The organism is Pseudomonas sp. BS3767, assembly GCF_900099665.1.
In the GTDB taxonomy this organism is placed as follows: domain Bacteria; phylum Pseudomonadota; class Gammaproteobacteria; order Pseudomonadales; family Pseudomonadaceae; genus Aquipseudomonas; species Aquipseudomonas cerasi.
Genome location: NZ_FNCX01000005.1, coordinates 117,108 through 134,575, shown reverse-complemented (window position 1 = coordinate 134,575; position 17,468 = coordinate 117,108). Strand labels below are relative to the sequence as shown.

Sequence of the window (17,468 nt, the reverse complement as noted above, 5' to 3'; positions counted from 1 at the left end):
CCGGATCAATTCGGCCATTTCATCTCGCCCTTGATGACTTTTGCACTCATCTCCAGCGAAGCCGGTTCGGCCAGTTGCGGCCAGGCTTTGTGCATGGCGTCGATCAGGGGGGTGGAATCCTTGGCTTTGGCGGCCTGTTCTTCGAAGGACTTCAGGTAGTCGGCGGTGAATGTCACAGCCTGGGTGCCTGACGGAATCTTGCCCAGGTAATGACCCGGAATTACGGTGGCCGGTTTCAGCGCCTCGATGCCTTTGAGTGTCGCGAGCCAGTCCTGACGCGATTTCGGGCTTTGCGTGTCAGCGACCCAGACATGGATGCCGCTGGAGACCACGACACCGCCAACCACTGCCTTGAGGGAGGGAATCCATACGTAACTGCGCTCGGGTGCCGGGCCGTTAAGGCCTTTGATCTGCAATGGTTGGCCTTCAAGCGTCAGGTGGTCGTCCTTGAGCTCTTCCGGCACAACCAGGCTGGTTGGCGCATTGTCCTTGAGAATCGGGCCCCAATAGGCGAGTTTGCCCTGCATCGAAGCCTTGATCGCCTTCACGGTAGGCGCGCTGGCGACGATCTTCGCTTCGGGGAACGCGGCTTTGATGACGTCCAGACCGAAGTAGTAGTCCGGGTCGCTGTGGCTGATGTAGACGGTGGTGAGTTGCTTGCCGCTGTCCTTGATCTTTTGCACCAGTGCCTCGGCGTCGTTGCGCTGGAACTGCGCATCGATGAGCACCGCGTCATGCTTGCCGGTGATCAGTTCGGATGAAACCGGGAAGACGGCTTTTTCAGCCGGGTTGTATACCTCGATCGCCAAGGGAGCGGCGGCCTGGGCTGCGAGAGGGAACAGAGCGGCGAAGGACAGGGCAAGCAGGGATTTGCGCGGCATGGGATACGACCTTTGTTTGGACAGGGCAGAGGTCGTTATCTTAGGTTGCCTCAAGTGAAACAAAAGCCTCAGTATTGGCAACTATTGATTGCTTATATCGGACGAATTGTGGATCGGATCATAGCTGCACGGGTATTCATCGCCATCAACGAGAGGGGCAGCCTCATCGCCGCCGCCGAGGCGCTGGATATGTCTAGGGCCATGGTCACGCGTTATCTGGCGCAGATGGAGCGCTGGGCCGGAGCGCGACTGCTGCACCGGACCACGCGCAAGCTCGGCTTGACCGCCCCAGGGCAAGTGACCTTGTTGCGGTGTCAGCAACTGGTCGAGCTGGCCGACGCGGTGCCACTGGCAGCCGATACGCAAGTCGACGAGCCACGCGGCATGCTGCGTATCGCCTGTTCGCAGTCACTGGCCCAGGCCGTTCTGGCACCCGCGGTGACGGCTTACCTGCAACGCTATCCCGACACCTCGGCAGACCTGCTTATCGGTAACGAGGCCGTGGATCTGGTCAGCGAGCGAATCGATCTGGCGATCCGCATCACCAATCAGTTGGACCCCAATGTCATTGCCCGTCCGCTGGGGCAGTGCGCTTCGGTGGTGTGTGCTTCTCCGGCCTATCTCGCCGTGCACGGCACACCGTCCAGGCCGCAGGAACTGTCTGCTCACAACTGCCTGACCTATTCGTACTTCGGTAAAAGCCTGTGGGAGTTTACCCGCCAGCAGATGCCGCTCAGTGTGCCGGTCGGCGGCAACCTCAGTGCCAACGATTCAGTGGTGCTGCTGGAGGCCGCAGTGGCTGGCGCCGGTGTCAGCCTGCAACCGGTGCATTCGGCGGCGCCGCTGATGGCGAGCGGCAAGCTGATCGCCCTGATGCCGGAGTACCAGCCACGGGCTTTGGGGATACACGCGATCTACACCTCAAGGCACCATCAGTCGGCAACGCTGCGCACTTTTCTGGATTTTCTGACTGAATGGTTTGAGAGGGGTGGAGATTAGATCTCCTGCTGTGGACAGGACTCAGAGCGTCCAGAACACGCGGAGCATGGGCACGATAGGGAGACACAGACGCCCATCGTTCCTCACGCTCCGCATAGGCAGGATCAGGTCTTGAACTTGCGCACCAGGCCGTCCAGCTCGCTTGACAGGATCTCCAGGCTTCTGGAATCCGCGCGGGCCGAGTCCGAGAGTTCGGCGATCAACTGGGCGTCGCCATGGATCTGGCTGATGTGCCGGTTGATGTCTTCGGCCACCTGATGCTGCTCCTCGGCAGCGGTTGCGATCTGGGTGTTCATGTCGCGAATCACATCCACTGACTCACGAATCTGCCCGAAGCTGCTGCGTGCCTGCCCGATCTTGGTCACCGATTGCTGCGATACGTCGAGGCTGGCATGCATCTGTTGCGCCACCGAGGCAGTGCGTTTGGCCAGGTTGCCCAGCAGGCTGTCGATTTCTGCGGTCGAGTCCGAGGTGCGTTTGGCCAGTGCGCGGACTTCGTCGGCTACGACGGCGAAGCCGCGCCCCTGTTCGCCTGCACGTGCTGCTTCGATGGCCGCGTTGAGGGCCAGCAGGTTGGTCTGCTCGGCAATCGAACGGATGGTATTGAGGATCGACTGAATGCCTGCGCTGTCCTTTTCCAGTTGCGTCATGTCCTTGGCCGAGCGGGTGAGTTCTTCGCTGAGCTGGTCGACGCTGCGCACCGCATCATCGATCTGCCGCTGACCTTCACGCGCCTGTTGCTGGCCGCTGTCGGCCGAGTCTGCGGCCTGGCTGCAGGAACGGGCGACTTCATTGGAGGTGGCGACCATTTCATGAAACGCCGTGGAGACCATATCCACCGCTTCGCGCTGCCGGCCAGCAGCTTCGGCCATGTCGTTGGAGACACGCGTCGAGCTGTGTGAGGCTTCGAGAATCTTCCCGGCCGCCTGACCGATGTGCTGAATCAGGCTGCGGATCGCGGTCAGGAACTTGTTGAACCAGCCCGCCAACTGCGCAGTTTCATCCTTGCCGCGCACGGCGAGGTTCTGGGTCAGGTCGCCTTCACCGCCTGCAATACCTTCCAGGCCGCTGGACACGCTGTGAATCGGGCGCACGATGACCCGGGCAAAACTGGCCCCGACAATCGCAAAGACCACCGCCAGCACCACCGCGATGATGCCGATCAACCAGGTCAGGCGGGTGGCCGAGGCCATCACTTCGTCCTGTTTGATCAGGCCGATGAAGTTCCAGCCCAGTTGCTCGGACGAGTACACATTGGCCATGTAACGCTCGCCGTTGAGTGTCACCTCGACCAGACCACTGGCGGTTTTCGCCAAATCGCTGAAGCCGTCGCCCAGTTCTCCCAGTTTCTTGAAGTTATGCTCGGGCTGTTTGGGATCGACCAGCACGGTGCCGTTCTTTTCCATCAGCATCAGATAGCCGCTTTCGCCGAGCTTGATCTGCTTGACGATGTTCGTCAGTTGCTTGAGCGATACGTCGATATTGACCACGCCACCAGGGTTGCCCAGTTTATTGGGAATCGCCCGGATGGTACTGACCAGTACCGCGTCGTCGTTGGCCCAGTAATAGGCGTCGCTGCGCACGGTTTTGCCGGCATTGGCCATCGCCGTCTTGTACCACGGCCGCACACGCGGGTCGTAGTTGCTCATTTTCGGGTCTTCCGGCGTCATGATGTAGCTGCCGTTGATCAGACCATAAGAAACGTAGGAGTAGGCCGGGTGAGCCTTGGCGATATTGGCGAACAGCTCGGTCGCCTGCCTGTCATTCTCGGACTGCGGGGGAGGCGTGGCGCCCATGTAGTTGCGGAAATCATCGCTCGCCCCGGCGATCAGCGGGTGCGCCGCGATGTAATTGACGTTCTGCGTAATGCCGTCGAAAAACAGCTGCATGGCATTGTCGACCTGGCGAATCTCACGTGCGCTACCGTCCACGAAATCACTGGTCGCCTTGTCGCGCAGGTTCACGACCACGATGGCGGCGACGACTAATATGGGCAAGCACGCAATGACTGCGAACGCCCACGTCAATTTCTGTTTGATATTCATTTGAGCTCCGGGGGGCGTGTTACTGCCGCAAGTGTCGGGTGCTGCATGGATGCAGTCTGCGACCCGAGGCATTGAGCTGAGGGTCGCTCTTATGGTCTACCAAGAGGTCAACGACTTTTTGCCAGCATTCTTTAGGCGGCTTGGCGGTAACAGACACTTGTTGTCGTTCATGAGTACGAAACGGCCTTTATTCACCGAAGCAGTAACCCGTTGTTCATGAGAGGCGCCCCCCAAACTCGGTCATGGCATCCAGCATCGCGTCCTTGAAGTAAGCCAGTGAAGCCCGATCGAAGAGGATCTGAAAACAGGGTTCAGCCTGCGCGCCGAGGTTGATGACGATCACATTGATGCGCGCTGCCGAGGTCTGCGCCACCGAACCTGTCGCAAACGCTTCGGGGCGCAGATCCACGCCACACAGTTTGGCCATCACCTCGGCGATGCACGCGCCACTCAGTTGCAGCCAGGCATGGCTGTCTTCGCGAGGCAGCAGGTAATTGGCGCTGTGGTCGAGCTCCCAGCGAGCTTCTTCATCGGCGATGCGCTGCCCGTCATCGTGCGGGCTGCCCAGCAGTAGGTATTCGGTCTGTGAAAGGCGCGCGACGTGGCTGCCGTCCGCCTGTGTGACAGCGCGGTTCGGTGCCTCGGGCAGATTGAAGCCGCTTGCCGTCAGGTAGTCAGCGCTTTGCGTACCGCGAAATCCCACGCGTGGCCGATCGGTCAGGTCTTGCAGCGTGCACAAGGCGCGCGCGTTGGCGCCGAGAGGGCTGTTCTGGAGAAGGCTGGTCATGGGTCAGAGCTCCTGGCGCTGGTTTTCAGGGTCGAAGAAGGGCAGTTTCACGACGGTTGCCTGAACCACCACGCCATCTTCGACGCGGATCGGAATCTGCTGGCCGGGTGTGCTCTGGTCGAACGCGGCATAGGCCATGCCGATGATCATGCCCAGGGTCGAGGAGTACTCGCAGGACGTCACGTTGCCACTGATGTCCGGGCCCTTGAGCACCAGATGCCCCTCGAGCGGCAGCGGGCTGGCCTTGGGCAGGGTGAAGCCAACCAGTTTGCGCTTTGGCGGCTGGGCTTCGAGGATGTCCACCGAGCGGCGGCCGACGAAGAAAGGTTTGCTCCGGCTGACCGCCCAACCCATGTCGATTTCGGCCGGATGGGTCATGCCGTCGGTGTCCTGGCTGATGATGACGTGGCCTTTTTCCAGACGTAACAGACGTTGCGTCTCGACGCCGAACGGACGCATGTCGAAGACCTTGCCAGCCTCGACAAGTGCATCCCAGAGCCTGAGCGCGTGACGAGCGGGGACGTGGATCTCGTAGCCCAGTTCGCCGACGAAACCGACCCGTAGCAGCCGCGCCTTGATACCGGCAACAGTGCCCAGGCGCACGCCAAGATAAGGGAAACCTTCGGCAGACAGATCAAGGTCGGTACAGACCTGCTCCAGCACCTTGCGTGAATCCGGCCCCGCCACGTTGACCGCGGCAATGGCCGCCGTGACGTTGGTGATGTCCACGTTCAGACGCCACTGGGCATTCCACTTGAGCATCTGCTGATAAATGCGATCCACGCCGCTGGTGGTGGCGGTAACGTAGAAATGCTGTTCGGCAAAGCGCGCGCAAACGCCGTCGTCGATGACCACACCTTGTTCGTTGGTCATCAGCGCATAACGCGAACGCCCGACCGGCTGTTTCAGAAAGGCGAAGGTATACATGCGGTTGAGCAGCTCGGCGGCATCGGGGCCGCGCACGTCCAGGCCGCCGAGTGTCGACACGTCGATGATGCCGACCTTGTTACGCACGTGCAGCGCTTCCTGCTGCATGCAGGCATCGCGTTGCGAGGCTTTGCCATAGAACGCCGGACGCTGCCAGATCCCGGCCGGCATCATCTTCGCACCGGCCTGCACATGACGCTGGTGCATGGGCGTCTGCCGATACGGATCGAAGGCACGGCCCGCAACGTGTGCCAGTTTCTCTGCCTCGAAGGGCGGTCGGGCTGTGGTCACGCCGGTTTCACTGATACTGCGCTGTGTCGAAGCGGCCACCAGTCGCGCGGTCGGCAGTGCCGAATGACGACCCTGTGACGGGCCCATGCCTACCGTGGAATAGCGTTTTACCAACTGGATGTCGCGATAGCCGATGCGCGTGGCATTGACGATATCGCGTACCTGAAGGTCTTCGTCGAAATCGACAAAATCCTTGCCGTCAGGGTGCGGGAAGATCGGCCAGGTGAAGTTGACCTGCGCTTCGCTGCGCAGCGGAGCAGGGCTTTCAGCCGATGTCAGGCCCAGTGCCGTGACCACGCCGGCGGCAGCATGCGCCGCATCGGCCAGCACGTTGTCCAGCGCGTGGTAACCGTTGACCGAGCCTGCAATGCCAAGATTCTTCGGCAGGCTGCTGATGGCGAATTCGGCCTGCTGATCGTCATAGGCCAGCTTGCCGCCGGCCTGACACAACAACTGGTAGACCGGCATGTAGCCGCCGGACATGCACAGCAGGTCGCAGTCGACACGCGAGCCGCTGTTCGCCACCTGACCCTGGCCAGTGATTTTGCGCAGCTCGGCACCGCTCACATGGCGCATGCCTTTCTCATGCAGCGCTTCATAGACCGTTGTGTTCATGTGGCAGACGATGCCGCGCTTCTCCAGCGCAAGCCGCAGCGTCCGGTCCGACGGGCTGCTGCGCATGTCGGCCACTGCGACCACATCGACGCCCTGATCGTGCAAGTCCAGTGCGGCGAGGTAACCGTCATCGTTGCCGGTCAGCACTACCGCGCGTTTGCCGGGCTTGACGGCGTACAACTTGATCAGGCGCTGTACGGCGCTGGTCAGCATGACGCCGGGGAGGTCGTTGTTACGGAAAATCACCGGCTGATCGAACGAGCCGCTGCATACCAGACAGTGTGTGGCGCGCACCTTGTACAAACGCTTGCCCTGAATCACCGGCAGGTAATTGTCGGTGAACCATGCGTTGCAGGTCGCTTGCTTGAGCACCTGGATATTGTCATGTGCTTCTACCGCAGCGACCAGTTCACGCCGCAGCTGTTCGGCACGCAGGCCGTCGACATCGAAGCGGGCATAGGCCAGCGAACCGCCGAGAATGGGCTGCTGTTCGATCAGCAACACCTTGGCGCCTGCATTGGCGGCGCTCAGTGCTGCCTGCAAGCCGGCAGGTCCCGCGCCGATCACCGCCAGATCCGTGAACAGGTAGGCCTTGTCGTAGTACTCGGGCTGGAACGCCAGGTCCAGCACGCCAAGGCCGGCCTTCTTGCGAATGATCGGCTCCCAGACTTTCCACATGCCCTTGGGCTTGTAGAACGAGCGGTAATAGAAACCCACCGGCATGAACTTCGAGAACTTGCCCAGGTACGCGTCCCGGTCGTTGTCCAGCGAGCCGTTGAAGTTCTGGCCGGTGGCCTGCAAGCCTTCCTGCAGGGCAACGGTGTCGGCCATTACGTTGGGCTCGTGAGGCAACTGGATCAGGCTGTTGGCGTCCTGCCCGGCCATGGTCAGGGGGCCGCGCGGGCGGTGGTACTTGAACGACCGCGAAAGCAGGAAGCGACCGTTGGCCAGCAGAGCACTGGCGATACTGTCGCCCTGCAGGCCCTGATAGGTTTTGCCATCGAAGCTGAACGTGAGCGGCCGGGTGCGATCGATCAGCAGGCCCATGGGCGCGGGCAGGCGGGCGGGGGTGGTCATCCTGCGATCTCCTTGGAGGCGAGGGGGGCGAAGTCGATACGTGCGGTAAACAGGTCGCGTGGGTCGAAGGTGCGGATGATCTCGTCGCTGCCGGTGTGGCGCTCGGCCAGGAACCAGTAGCTGGAGGGGTTGTGCATCCACCACTCGCACACCACGCCCAGTGTGTCTTCACTGTTGAACACGTAATCGGCCCACTCGCTGTCGCTGCAGGTTTGCGGGTCGGGCATGTGTTTGAATTCCCCGCCGTAGGTGAACTCGCTGATGTTGCGCGGCCCGTTGAGCGGGCAGGTCATGATTTTCATGTGTCGCTCTCCGTCAGTGGCTGGCCGCTGTTGCGCCCATTTCGTTGACTTGCTGGAAGGTTGAGAAGCGTTCGAGCGCGAATGGCCTGATCAACTCGGGCACCTTGCCGCCGCTGGCCACCAGTTCTGCCATGGTCTTGCCGCAGATCGGCGTGGCCTTGAAGCCCCAGGTGCCCCAGCCCGCATCGAGGTAGTAGTTCCTGACGGGGGAAAGGCCCATGATCGGGCTGTAGTCCGGGGTCATGTCGGTGATCCCGGCCCATTGGCGCATCAGTTTGGCGTTGGCCAGAAACGGAAACATCTCGATGGCGTGGGCCAGCAGGCTTTCCTTGAGGTCCAGCGTCGAGCGGCTGTTGAACAACGGGTACGGATCAGAACCGCCGCCAAACACCACTTCGCCACGGCTGGTCTGCTGCACATAGCAGTGCAGGGCGGACGAACTCACCAGCGGGTCGAGAAAGGGTTTGAAAGGTTGAGTGACCATCGCCTGCAGCGGGAAGGTCTGGATCGGCGAGCGAATCCCGGCCTTCTTCATCATCTGCGAACTCATGCCCGCCACCGCCTGTACGGCGCAGCCGCACTGGAGGGTGCCGCGATTGGTCTTCACCGCAGTGATGGTGCCGTTCTCGATCACCAGTTCCTGCACTTCGGTCAGTTGATGAATCTCCACACCGCGCTTGGCCGCCTGCTTGGCGTAGCCCCAGGCAACCGCGTCATGCCGGGCGGTGCCGCCGTCGATGTGCCACAGGCCGGCGAGCACCGGCAGATGACCGGGGTCCAGATTGAGGCTTGGCACCAGTTCGCGGATCTGCTGGCGGTCGATCATCTCGGTGCGGCCGCCGAAATGCTTGTTGACCTCGGCGCGCTGGCGGAACGAACGGACCGTGGCATCGGTATGCGCGAGAGTCAGTTGGCCGCGCTCGGAGTACATAATGTTGAAGTCGAACTCGTTGGACAGGCCCTGAAACATCTTCACCGACTCGGCATAGAACTTCACACCTTCGCTGGTCAGGTAATTGGAGCGGATCACCGCCGTGTTGCGCGCCGTGTTGCCGCCGCCCAGGTAACCTTTTTCCAGCACGGCGATATTGGTGATGCCGTGGTATTTCGACAGGTAGTAGGCGGTGGCCAGGCCATGCCCGCCGCCGCCGATGATCACCACGTCGTAGGAGGACTTCAGTTCCTTCGGCGCAGGCAGATCTACCTCGACCGGGTACTCCGAACTGAGCCCGTATTTCAACAGGTTGAAAGGCATACGGCCTCCGATTGGCTGCGTTGCGCGTGGGCCTGCTGCCGGGCAGCAGTCACGGTGTTTTTCATCAGAAAAGCGATGGTCATCGGTCCGACCCCGCCGGGAACGGGCGTGATCGCAGAGGCGACTTCGATGGCGCTGTCGAAGTCCACATCGCCCACCAGGCGGCTACGGCCGTGGTCGTCGATGCGGTTGATACCGACATCGATCACCACCGCGCCGCGCTTGAGCCAGCTGGCATCTATCAGGCGCGGGCGGCCAACCGCTGCCACGACGATGTCGGCCAACTGACACAAGGCCCTGCCATCATTACTGCGCGAATGCACCACCGTCACCGAGCAGTGCGCTTGCAGCAGCAGGGCGGCCATGGGTTTGCCGACGATGTTGGAACGACCGATTACCACCGCATGCTTGCCGCTCAGATCGCCGCAGGTTTCTTCGAGCAAGTGCAGGCAGCCGCTGGGGGTGCAGGGCTTCAATACGTTGCGCCCCTGGCTCAGACCACCGACGTTTTCACTGTGAAAGCCGTCTACGTCCTTGCCCGGATCGATAGCCTGCAGGACGCGGTTTTCTTCTATGTGAGCGGGTAAGGGCAGTTGCAGGAGAATGCCGTGTACCGTGTTGTCGGCATTCAATTCGGCAATCAGCGCCAGTAAGCGGGCCTGGCTGCTGTCGGCCGGCAGGCGGTGTTCCAGCGAGCGAATGCCGGCTTCCTCGGCACGCAGGACCTTGTTGCGTACGTAAACCTCACTGGCCGCGTCATTACCGACCAGAATGACCGCCAGTGCCGGTTCGATGCCTTCGACCTTCAAGGTGTTCACATCGTGTCTGACCTGTTGCAGAACGCGAGCGGCGGCGGCCTTGCCGTCGATGATGTGTGCGCTCATCGGAACACCACCGTTCGATCCGTGTTGAGAAACACGCGGTGCTCCAGGTGATATTTGACGGCCCGCGACAGCGCGATGGTTTCGTTATTGCGTCCCGCCGCGACCAGGTCGGCAGGCAGGTAGACGTGATCGACGCGCTGCACTTCCTGCTCGATGATCGGACCTTCGTCCAGGTCACTGGTGACGTAGTGCGCGGTGGCACCGATCAGCTTCACACCGCGCTCGTAAGCCTGATGGTAGGGCTTGGCGCCTTTGAAACCCGGCAGAAACGAGTGATGGATATTGATCGCCCGGCCAGCCAGTTGCTGGCACAGGTCGTCGGAGAGAATCTGCATGTAGCGCGCCAGTACTACTAGCTCGGTGCCGGTTTCATCGACCACCTTCATCAGTGCGGCTTCCTGCGCGGCCTTGGTTTCCCGGGTCACGGGCAGGTAGATGAAGCGAATCCCCTCACGTTCGGCCATCGGTCGCAGGTCAAGATGATTGGACACGATGGCGGTGATGGTCATGTCCATTTCGCCCTTGTGGTAGCGGTACAGCAGGTCGGTCAGGCAGTGATCGAACTTGCTGACCATCAGCAGCACACGCATCGGCCGGCGCGTGTCGTGTAGCTCCCACTGCATGGCAAAGTCGCTGGCAACGGCGTCGAAGCCGGCTTTCAACTGCTGGATGTCGCCCTCATGACCATCGTTGAAGCGAAACACTGCACGCATGAAAAAAGTGCCGCTGTACTCATCGTCGAACTGGGCCATTTCACCGATGTAGCAGCTGTTGCCAGCCAGGTAGGAAGTCACCGCCGCGACAATCCCGGAGGTCGCCGGGCAGCTGATCTTCAGGATGAAATGGTTCTTCTCGTGTTGCATGGCGTGTCCTCTGAAGGGTAGCGGCAGTTTGGCGCAGGGCGAAAAAGGTCAGGTGCAGAGGTTTTTCGTCGATGAATAAAATTCTCTAAAGGAATTTAATATTCTTGAAGGCTGTTTTATAGGCGAAAGGAAATCCAGCGTCCAGAGGTTTCTGGAAACTTTGTTTACTAAAGGGAATATTGCAGGTTTCTTGTGGGGGGCGGGGTCGCCGGATTTCACTGTAGTGGCAAGCTGCTATTCCGGCGGAGCGTTGCGCCCGCTGGAAATATTCACGGCCCGGTCAATGCGTGACGCCTATTTCATCCCGATCAGGCCCTTGGCCTGGCTACGGCTATCGGAGTCCATATTATTGGACGACATCGCGTTATTCAGCGCGCTCATGGCTTGGGACAACGCTGATTGCATGCTCCTGATGGTGGACGTCAAAAGCTCTCTCTGCCGTTTCTTCTCATCTTCCGACAGGGTCTTGTCGTTCAGCAGTTCCATCAATTCCTGGTTCTTTTCAGCGATCTTATCCTGAAGCTTACGGATGTTTTTCAAGACTTCCTTGACGTCCTCAGGCAGGCCGGACCGATCAATGTCCGCGTTCCTTTCACTTTCGAGTTTTTCCTGACCTTCCTTCGAGATCTGAACCTTAACAGCGGCAGGTGTAACACTGGATACTGCGGAGCTTTCTGTCACCGAAGCTGGCGTTGAGCTCACGACTTGAATATTCATGATCGGAGGGGTGTCGAAAGGTGCGATTTTCATTGAGGTTCCGGTCCCGGAGGATTTGTGGAGTCTTGTTTAGTAAGCCTATCGGCCCGCAACAGCGGGCCTTTAGATTGATGTATCTATTTTGTACAAAATTGTATATTCGCGCACGCATTCCATGGTCAGGCTCTTGGGTTGAACCTGACTGCCTGACCAAGGCTTCGACGATGTTTGCTGTGACTTGACCGAACTCGGCCACTCATTGAAGCCGCAGCTGGAAATGCTGTCCGCATGGGCAAGCATCAACAGGCAGGCAATCGAGCAGGCACGCGCAAAGTGCGATCAGCAAGGTTCTCCGGCAACGTCGGCCGAAGATACCTTGCGTGGCTGAGTAGAAGTTATTTGCTACTGCGCGTCATCAGTCGTGATGCGCTTCACCAACAAACGTCAGCGAGGTAAACAAGCCGCGTTCAGCGATGTCGGCGTTGTCCTTGACCGGCAGCGTGACTTCGGCGGCGATGATATTCAGCCCCTCGTTACGCACGATGACGCTGGCCAGACCTTGTGCATCGGTTTCGGCGCTGACGACATCCGGTGCACTGCGGTAATCGCCGATCAGTTTGATGCCGGCGGCGGGTTTGCCGTCGATCAGTACGCGCACCGGCAGTGGTTTGCCTGCGCCGACTTTCAAAGGGTCGGTCTGCGGCACGATCACGAAATTCAACTTGTTGAACGCTGGCAGGTGCGCGCCTTCGGCGTAAATGGCCACGCTGTATTTGAAGGTGTGGATGGAGTCGGTGCCATTGGGTACTTTGCTGCGACCTTCATTGACCCATCGCTTCTCGGCGTCGCGCGTCCACATGCCGTTATCCAGCGCAACGCTCATGACCGCAGGCGGCTTGAGCGGCACCAGACGCGCGTGGTCTTCAAGGCGTTGTACCGTCACCGGGATCATTTTGCCCTGCAGGTCGTAGGCCCACGCGCCGCTGACTTTCTGCGCCTTGAAAGCGTTGTCTTCGGCGCCATGACCGTAGACCACTTCGATATTGCCGCGACGCTGTTCGGTCCACAGACCGTGCGCATTGACGTGGCTGGCGAACAAAGCGCCGAGCAGGCCCAGGGCCAGGAAAGGTTTGTTTGAAAGCATGATGCGTCCTTGTTGTTGGGAGCGGGGTGTATTGAGTCGGGTTGTCATGGGCGTCAGAGGCTGAGGGTCAGGCTCACCGTAACGTTGCGCGGTTCGCCAGGCGCGACCCAGTAATTGCTGTAGGAGCGCTCGTAGTATTTTTCATCGAAAATGTTGTTCAGGTTCAGACCCACCGTGACGTTCTCGCTGGCTTTGTAATGCGCCAGCAGGTCTACGGTCTGGTAGGCCGGCAACTCGAAGTCAGCGCCCGACTGCCCAGAGCGGTCGCCGACGTAGGTATACGCCGCGCCCACGTCCGAGCCGCGCAACGCGCCTTCCTGGAACTCATAGACGCCCAGCAGGCTGCCGCTGTGTTTGGCGACACCGAGGATGCGACTGCCGGTGGGGATGGTCTGGTCGCCCTTGGTCACTTCGGCGTCAATGTAGGCGAAGGCACCGATGACCCGAATGGCTTCGCTGACCTGCCCGGTCAATTGCAGATCCAAGCCCTGGCTGCGAGCCTTGCCCACCGCACGATTGGTGTCGGTGCCAGGATCAAGGGCGAGAACGTTTTCCTTCTCGATATGAAAGGCGGCGAGGGTCGTGCTCAGGCGATCGTCGAACAGTTCGCTCTTGATCCCGACTTCATAGCCGACGCCTTCTTCCGGGTCGAAGGTTTTGCCGGCGGCATCCAGGCCATTGTTGGGCTTGAACGAGGTGGACGCGTTGGCGAACAGACCGACTTGCGGTGTGAGTTGATAAAGCAACCCGGCGCGGTGAGTGAAAGCGTCCTGGCGCTGCCCGGAGGTGGCGTTGGTGGTGAAGTCATCGACCTGCTGATCGAAGTGCTCGTAGCGTGCCCCGATCATGCCGCGCAGCTTGTCGGTAAAGACAATCTGGTCCTGCAGGTTCAGCGCGCGGCTTTCGACATGCTCGTAAAAATCAGTACCGGAGCGTGCGCCGGCGGGTTTCGGTTGGCCGTAGACCGGGTTGTAGATGTCGATGGCGTAGGGGCTGCCGGCGATGGTCGTGACGCGCTCGTTCTTGCGATAGTTCTCGTACTCGGTGCCGATCAGCACTTCGTGCTCGACTCCCATACCATCGAAACGACCGCGTAATTCCAACTGAGTGATGCTGTCATGCCAATTGTTGTCGCGCTCCCGATAACGGCGATTGACCGTGTGCCCGTCGGCATTCAACGGGCGCGCCTCGCTGGCAAAACCCGACATCTCGCCCTGTTTGTAATGGCTGGCCAGACGCAGTGACCAGATATCGTTGAGCTGGTGGTCCAACGCGAACTGGACCATGTTGTTGTCGTTATCGATGTCATCGTCCGGCTCACCGAGGAAGGTCGAGCGAGACACGCCGCTCCAGGTGTTGTTGGGGGCGACCACGCCCCGGTCGAAAGTCGATGTGTGGCGCACGAATTCGGTTTCCACCAGCAGACGGGTGTCTGGGTTCAGTTGCCAACTGAAGGACGGGGCGACAAACACCCGTTTGCTTTCTACATGGTCACGAAAGCTGTTGTTGTCTTCGACGGCCAGATTGACCCGCGAGAGCAGATTGCCTTCTTCATCCAGCGGGGTGTTGACGTCCAGCGCGGTGCGATAGCGATCCCAACTGCCTGCGCTGGTCTGCAAGGTGGTAAAGGCTTCACGCTGGGGTTTCTTGGTGACGATATTGACCGTGCCGCCCGGATCGCCACGCCCGTACAGGCTGGCGGCGGGGCCTTTCAGCACTTCGATACGCTCGATATTTGCGGCATCCGGCGTGGCAGGGTAGCCGCGGTTGGCGCTGAAGCCGTCCTTGTAAAATTCGGAAGTGGTAAAGCCCCGGATGCTGTACTCGTAGAGCGTCAGACCGCCGAAGTTGTTCTGCTTCGACACGCCGCCGGCAAAATCCAGCGCACGCTCGACGCTGTTGCTGCCAAGGTCCTTGAGCACCGAGGCAGGTACCACGCTGATCGACTGCGGGATATCCGCGATGGCGGTATCGGTTTTGGTGGCCGTGGCCGAGCGGGTAGCGCGATAGCCCTGGACCGGGCTGGTCGCCGTCTCGTACTGATAGTCGGACGTGACGTTGACGCTTTCCAGTTCTATGGTCTGCGGGCTTTCCTCCGCGTAACCCGTATTGCCCAAAACGCCGATTGCCAAGCCTGCCAGAGATGCGATTCTACGAGACGACATGTGAGACTTCCTGATGATAATAGATACAATATAACATCTCCGTTGAGAATTATTGTTGTTTGTTGCTGGGGATGTAACATCGGGCTGATCAGTAGGGGGGGCGATCCTTGCAACTCAGCGCTCAGGTGGGGGACTACGTCGTACAACTTCGCTGGGCCTTGAAAATGTAATATGCGTCAACCCGGCTATTGAGGTCGGCGAACCTCTCGCCTGTGATTCCTGTGTGCTCTGGAGAGCCAATGACGTTTCCAATACTCGCCGCTGCCCAATTCTGCTCTGCACGGGGAGCTATCGAGCACAACCTCTCCGGGCACCTGGCGTTCATGCAACGGGCAGCTGAACAGGGCGCCACTTACCTGCTGTTTCCAGAGTTGTCACTCACAGGCTACGAACCGGATCTGGCTCGCGAACTCGCCCTGCTTGCCGACGATGTGCGTCTGGCGCCGCTCGCGGCACTGGCGGTGAAGTTGCGATTGACGACCACCCTTGGCGTGCCGCTCAAGGGGCCGGACGATAGCGTCCTGATTGGCGCAATTACCTTCACCGCTGCGGGCGATGTCATCGCCTATGCCAAGCAATACCTGCATCCCGGTGAAGACGCGGTGTTTAGCGCAGGCAATGCGGACTGCTATCTGCCACTTGGTCAGCAGCGGATCGGTCTGTGCGTGTGTGCAGACTTTGCCCACGCCGAGCATGCGCGCCGCCTGGCGCAAGGGGGAGCCTGGATGTACGCAGCCAGTGTGCTGATCTCGCCGGGAGGCTATGAATACGACGCCGGACTGCTTTCGGGGCATGCCCGCCGCCACTCGCTGCCGGTGTTGATGGCCAATCATGGAGGGCCGACTGGCGGCTGGCAGTCGGCGGGGCGCAGTGGTCTGTGGGACGAGGAAGGGCGTTGGGTCGGCGGGATGGAAGGTGAAGGAGGTGGTCTGGTAGTCGCGACCCGCCAGCGCGAGGGCTGGCAGGTCAGGGCGGTTACGCTGGAGTAGGACGTTTCACGCGCCCACGGCTGTGTCCGGCTTGAGCCCGGGTTCGTTATGCGAGCGCGAAAGGGTCTCTGGCACGGCCAGCCACAACAGGCAGAACGCTACCGCTGCCACACCGGCAAGGGTCAGAAATGCCGCGCTGTAACCTGCCGCATGCACGACAAAACCCGCCAGGCTATTGCTCAGCGCTGCACCCAGCCCGAACAGCGTGGACAGCGCACCCAGACTCACGTTGAAACGCCCGCTGCCTTGAGTGAGGTCCTTGACCATCAATGGGAACAGGGCACCGAACAGGCCCGCACCGATGCCGTCGAGCATCTGCACCGCTACCAGCCAATAGGGATCATCGGAGAGGGTGTAAAGCACACCGCGAATCGGCAAGAACAGAAAACCGGCCAGCAGCAGCGGCTTGCGCCCCCAGACATCCGCTTTCATACCTACCAGCAACGCGGCTGGCACCATCACCAGTTGGGCCGCGACGATGCACGCTGAAGTGAGCGGTGTCGCCATTTGCATGTTGATCTGTGACAGCTTCTGACTCACCAGCGGCAGCATCGCTGCGTTGGCCAGATGAAACAGGGCGCAGCAGATACCAAACATCAGCAGCGGCTTGTTGCTCAACAGTGCAGAAAGCCCCGACGGCTGATGACCACTGACGTCGTGACTGGCGTCGAAGCCCCGAGCCACGTCGTGATCGATGGCGTCTGCGGAAACGAAGCTGACCGCGACAATACTCGCCAGCGCCATCGCGGCCATCAGGTAAAACACCGCAATAGGGCCGAATAGATAGGCGAAGCCGCCAGCCAGAAGGGCTGCGCAGGCGTTACCAGCGTGGTTGAACGTTTCGTTGCGTCCGGTACGGCGGGTAAACGCTTTTGGCCCGGTGATGCCCAGCGAAATGGCCGCGATGGCCGGTGCAAATACCGAGGCCGCAATGCTGCTCAACGCCTGGGTCAGGGCGACAATGGAAAAGGACGAGGTAAACGGCAGAATCACGCAACTCAGCGTCACCAACAAGGCCGCCACACCAATCATGGCGCGCTTGTAGGGCGTACGGTCGATCAGCGCCCCGGCAGGTGTCTGGGTCAGCAGCCCGGCAATGCCGGCGATGGTCATCACCACACCGATGCTGGCCGGGTCCCATTTGTGCACCGCCAGCAGGTAGATCGCCAGATACGGGCCCAGGCCATCGCGCACATCGGCAAGGAAGAAATTCAGGCTGTCCAGTGAAAGGGTGTTGCGGCGATCTGCATGACTGACCAAGAGTGAAGTTCCTGTAATTCGTCCGACTCCAGGCAACCGAGTCACGGGTAATACTGACCCGGGCCGTTTTAAAGAAGTTTCCGCACCGAAGATGAAATTTAGGCTTCAAATGCTCTTTTTCTGCAGGCTTTTCAGTCGCTGGGTCGCGCGTTGCACGGCAGCCATTTTTTCTGGCCGCTTCATGCGCTTCCACTTGCGGATATCGTCCTTGGTACGCCCGCAGCTCACACACAGATCGCCGCTGAGCTGGCATACGGAAATGCACGGGTTTTCGATGTCCTTGGCCAT

15 protein-coding genes and 1 pseudogene are annotated in these 17,468 nt (G+C 60.2%); 2 read left to right on the top strand and 14 right to left on the bottom strand.

Annotated features, from left to right (window positions below; all coding sequences use genetic code 11):
* Positions 1-5: 5 nt before the first annotated feature.
* Positions 6-881, bottom strand: coding sequence for an MBL fold metallo-hydrolase (locus tag BLR16_RS16060; RefSeq protein ID WP_074808233.1), 876 nt, complete (start codon positions 879-881; stop codon positions 6-8).
* 108 nt (positions 882-989) lie between these two features.
* Here BLR16_RS16060 and BLR16_RS16055 point away from each other — a divergent pair, with 108 nt between their 5' ends.
* Positions 990-1,880, top strand: a complete 891-nt coding sequence (locus BLR16_RS16055; RefSeq protein WP_241689259.1) for a LysR family transcriptional regulator — start codon at positions 990-992, stop codon at positions 1,878-1,880.
* A 104-nt stretch (positions 1,881-1,984) separates the two neighbouring features.
* Here the strand turns inward: BLR16_RS16055 and BLR16_RS29325 are convergent, their stop codons facing one another.
* The 11 genes and pseudogenes from BLR16_RS29325 to BLR16_RS16000 all read right to left on the bottom strand — a co-directional run bounded on the left by BLR16_RS29325 (position 1,985) and on the right by BLR16_RS16000 (position 14,931).
* On the bottom strand, positions 1,985-2,713 hold the full coding sequence (locus BLR16_RS29325; RefSeq protein ID WP_371124464.1) for a methyl-accepting chemotaxis protein: 729 nt from the start codon (positions 2,711-2,713) through the stop codon (positions 1,985-1,987).
* 129 nt (positions 2,714-2,842) lie between these two features.
* A pseudogene (locus tag BLR16_RS29320) lies at positions 2,843-3,769 on the bottom strand (cache domain-containing protein); the annotation flags it as partial.
* Positions 3,770-4,139: 370 nt separating this feature from the next.
* Positions 4,140-4,712 carry a sarcosine oxidase subunit gamma gene (locus BLR16_RS16045; RefSeq protein WP_058416754.1) on the bottom strand — a complete coding sequence of 191 codons (573 nt, stop codon included), beginning with the start codon at positions 4,710-4,712 and terminating at the stop codon, positions 4,140-4,142.
* A 3-nt stretch (positions 4,713-4,715) separates the two neighbouring features.
* On the bottom strand, positions 4,716-7,622 hold the full coding sequence (locus tag BLR16_RS16040; RefSeq protein ID WP_074808223.1) for a 2Fe-2S iron-sulfur cluster-binding protein: 2,907 nt from the start codon (positions 7,620-7,622) through the stop codon (positions 4,716-4,718).
* Positions 7,619-7,924 carry a sarcosine oxidase subunit delta gene (locus BLR16_RS16035; RefSeq protein WP_003367099.1) on the bottom strand — a complete coding sequence of 102 codons (306 nt, stop codon included), beginning with the start codon at positions 7,922-7,924 and terminating at the stop codon, positions 7,619-7,621. The genes BLR16_RS16040 and BLR16_RS16035 overlap by 4 nt, the downstream gene beginning before the upstream one ends.
* Before the next feature lie 13 nt (positions 7,925-7,937).
* Entirely contained in the window at positions 7,938-9,179 is a 1,242-nt protein-coding gene (locus BLR16_RS16030; protein WP_003432957.1) for an FAD-dependent oxidoreductase, read from the bottom strand.
* Positions 9,161-10,063: a bifunctional methylenetetrahydrofolate dehydrogenase/methenyltetrahydrofolate cyclohydrolase FolD gene (folD, locus tag BLR16_RS16025; protein WP_072364746.1), complete on the bottom strand. Its 903-nt coding sequence runs from the start codon at positions 10,061-10,063 to the stop codon at positions 9,161-9,163. Before folD ends, BLR16_RS16030 begins: the two co-directional genes overlap by 19 nt.
* The gene (gene purU / locus BLR16_RS16020; protein WP_003407853.1) at positions 10,060-10,926 is read right to left on the bottom strand and encodes a formyltetrahydrofolate deformylase; all 867 of its coding nucleotides are present in this window, start codon (positions 10,924-10,926) and stop codon (positions 10,060-10,062) included. The genes folD and purU overlap by 4 nt, the downstream gene beginning before the upstream one ends.
* A gap of 294 nt (positions 10,927-11,220) precedes the next feature.
* Entirely contained in the window at positions 11,221-11,676 is a 456-nt protein-coding gene (locus tag BLR16_RS16015; protein WP_024663487.1) for a hypothetical protein, read from the bottom strand.
* Between the two features lie 361 nt (positions 11,677-12,037).
* Positions 12,038-12,766, bottom strand: coding sequence for a DUF4198 domain-containing protein (locus BLR16_RS16005; RefSeq protein ID WP_003367111.1), 729 nt, complete (start codon positions 12,764-12,766; stop codon positions 12,038-12,040).
* Between the two features lie 53 nt (positions 12,767-12,819).
* Positions 12,820-14,931, bottom strand: coding sequence for a TonB-dependent siderophore receptor (locus BLR16_RS16000; RefSeq protein ID WP_003432952.1), 2,112 nt, complete (start codon positions 14,929-14,931; stop codon positions 12,820-12,822).
* 239 nt (positions 14,932-15,170) lie between these two features.
* Between BLR16_RS16000 and BLR16_RS15995 the strand changes: the two genes are divergently transcribed.
* The gene (locus tag BLR16_RS15995; RefSeq protein WP_074808220.1) at positions 15,171-15,920 is read left to right on the top strand and encodes a carbon-nitrogen hydrolase family protein; all 750 of its coding nucleotides are present in this window, start codon (positions 15,171-15,173) and stop codon (positions 15,918-15,920) included.
* Positions 15,921-15,926: 6 nt separating this feature from the next.
* Here BLR16_RS15995 and BLR16_RS15990 read toward each other — a convergent pair whose 3' ends face one another.
* Positions 15,927-17,180 carry an MFS transporter gene (locus BLR16_RS15990; RefSeq protein ID WP_003432948.1) on the bottom strand — a complete coding sequence of 418 codons (1,254 nt, stop codon included), beginning with the start codon at positions 17,178-17,180 and terminating at the stop codon, positions 15,927-15,929.
* Between the two features lie 105 nt (positions 17,181-17,285).
* The gene (locus tag BLR16_RS15985; RefSeq protein ID WP_003315517.1) at positions 17,286-17,468 is read right to left on the bottom strand and encodes a DUF1289 domain-containing protein; all 183 of its coding nucleotides are present in this window, start codon (positions 17,466-17,468) and stop codon (positions 17,286-17,288) included.

Excerpts from the sequence above, each read along its gene's own strand:
- BLR16_RS16060 (WP_074808233.1), bottom strand. The coding sequence starts at position 881 with ATGCCGCGCAAATCCCTGCTTGCCCTGTCCTTCGCCGCTCTGTTCCCT.
- BLR16_RS29325 (WP_371124464.1), bottom strand. The coding sequence starts at position 2,713 with ATGGTCTCCACGGCGTTTCATGAAATGGTCGCCACCTCCAATGAAGTC.
- BLR16_RS16045 (WP_058416754.1), bottom strand. The coding sequence starts at position 4,712 with ATGACCAGCCTTCTCCAGAACAGCCCTCTCGGCGCCAACGCGCGCGCC.
- BLR16_RS16040 (WP_074808223.1), bottom strand. The coding sequence starts at position 7,622 with ATGACCACCCCCGCCCGCCTGCCCGCGCCCATGGGCCTGCTGATCGAT.
- BLR16_RS16035 (WP_003367099.1), bottom strand. The coding sequence starts at position 7,924 with ATGAAAATCATGACCTGCCCGCTCAACGGGCCGCGCAACATCAGCGAG.
- BLR16_RS16030 (WP_003432957.1), bottom strand. The coding sequence starts at position 9,179 with ATGCCTTTCAACCTGTTGAAATACGGGCTCAGTTCGGAGTACCCGGTC.
- folD (WP_072364746.1), bottom strand. The coding sequence starts at position 10,063 with ATGAGCGCACACATCATCGACGGCAAGGCCGCCGCCGCTCGCGTTCTG.
- purU (WP_003407853.1), bottom strand. The coding sequence starts at position 10,926 with ATGCAACACGAGAAGAACCATTTCATCCTGAAGATCAGCTGCCCGGCG.
- BLR16_RS16015 (WP_024663487.1), bottom strand. The coding sequence starts at position 11,676 with ATGAAAATCGCACCTTTCGACACCCCTCCGATCATGAATATTCAAGTC.
- BLR16_RS16005 (WP_003367111.1), bottom strand. The coding sequence starts at position 12,766 with ATGCTTTCAAACAAACCTTTCCTGGCCCTGGGCCTGCTCGGCGCTTTG.
- BLR16_RS16000 (WP_003432952.1), bottom strand. The coding sequence starts at position 14,931 with ATGTCGTCTCGTAGAATCGCATCTCTGGCAGGCTTGGCAATCGGCGTT.
- BLR16_RS15995 (WP_074808220.1), top strand. The coding sequence starts at position 15,171 with ATGACGTTTCCAATACTCGCCGCTGCCCAATTCTGCTCTGCACGGGGA.
- BLR16_RS15985 (WP_003315517.1), bottom strand. The coding sequence starts at position 17,468 with ATGGCCAAGGACATCGAAAACCCGTGCATTTCCGTATGCCAGCTCAGC.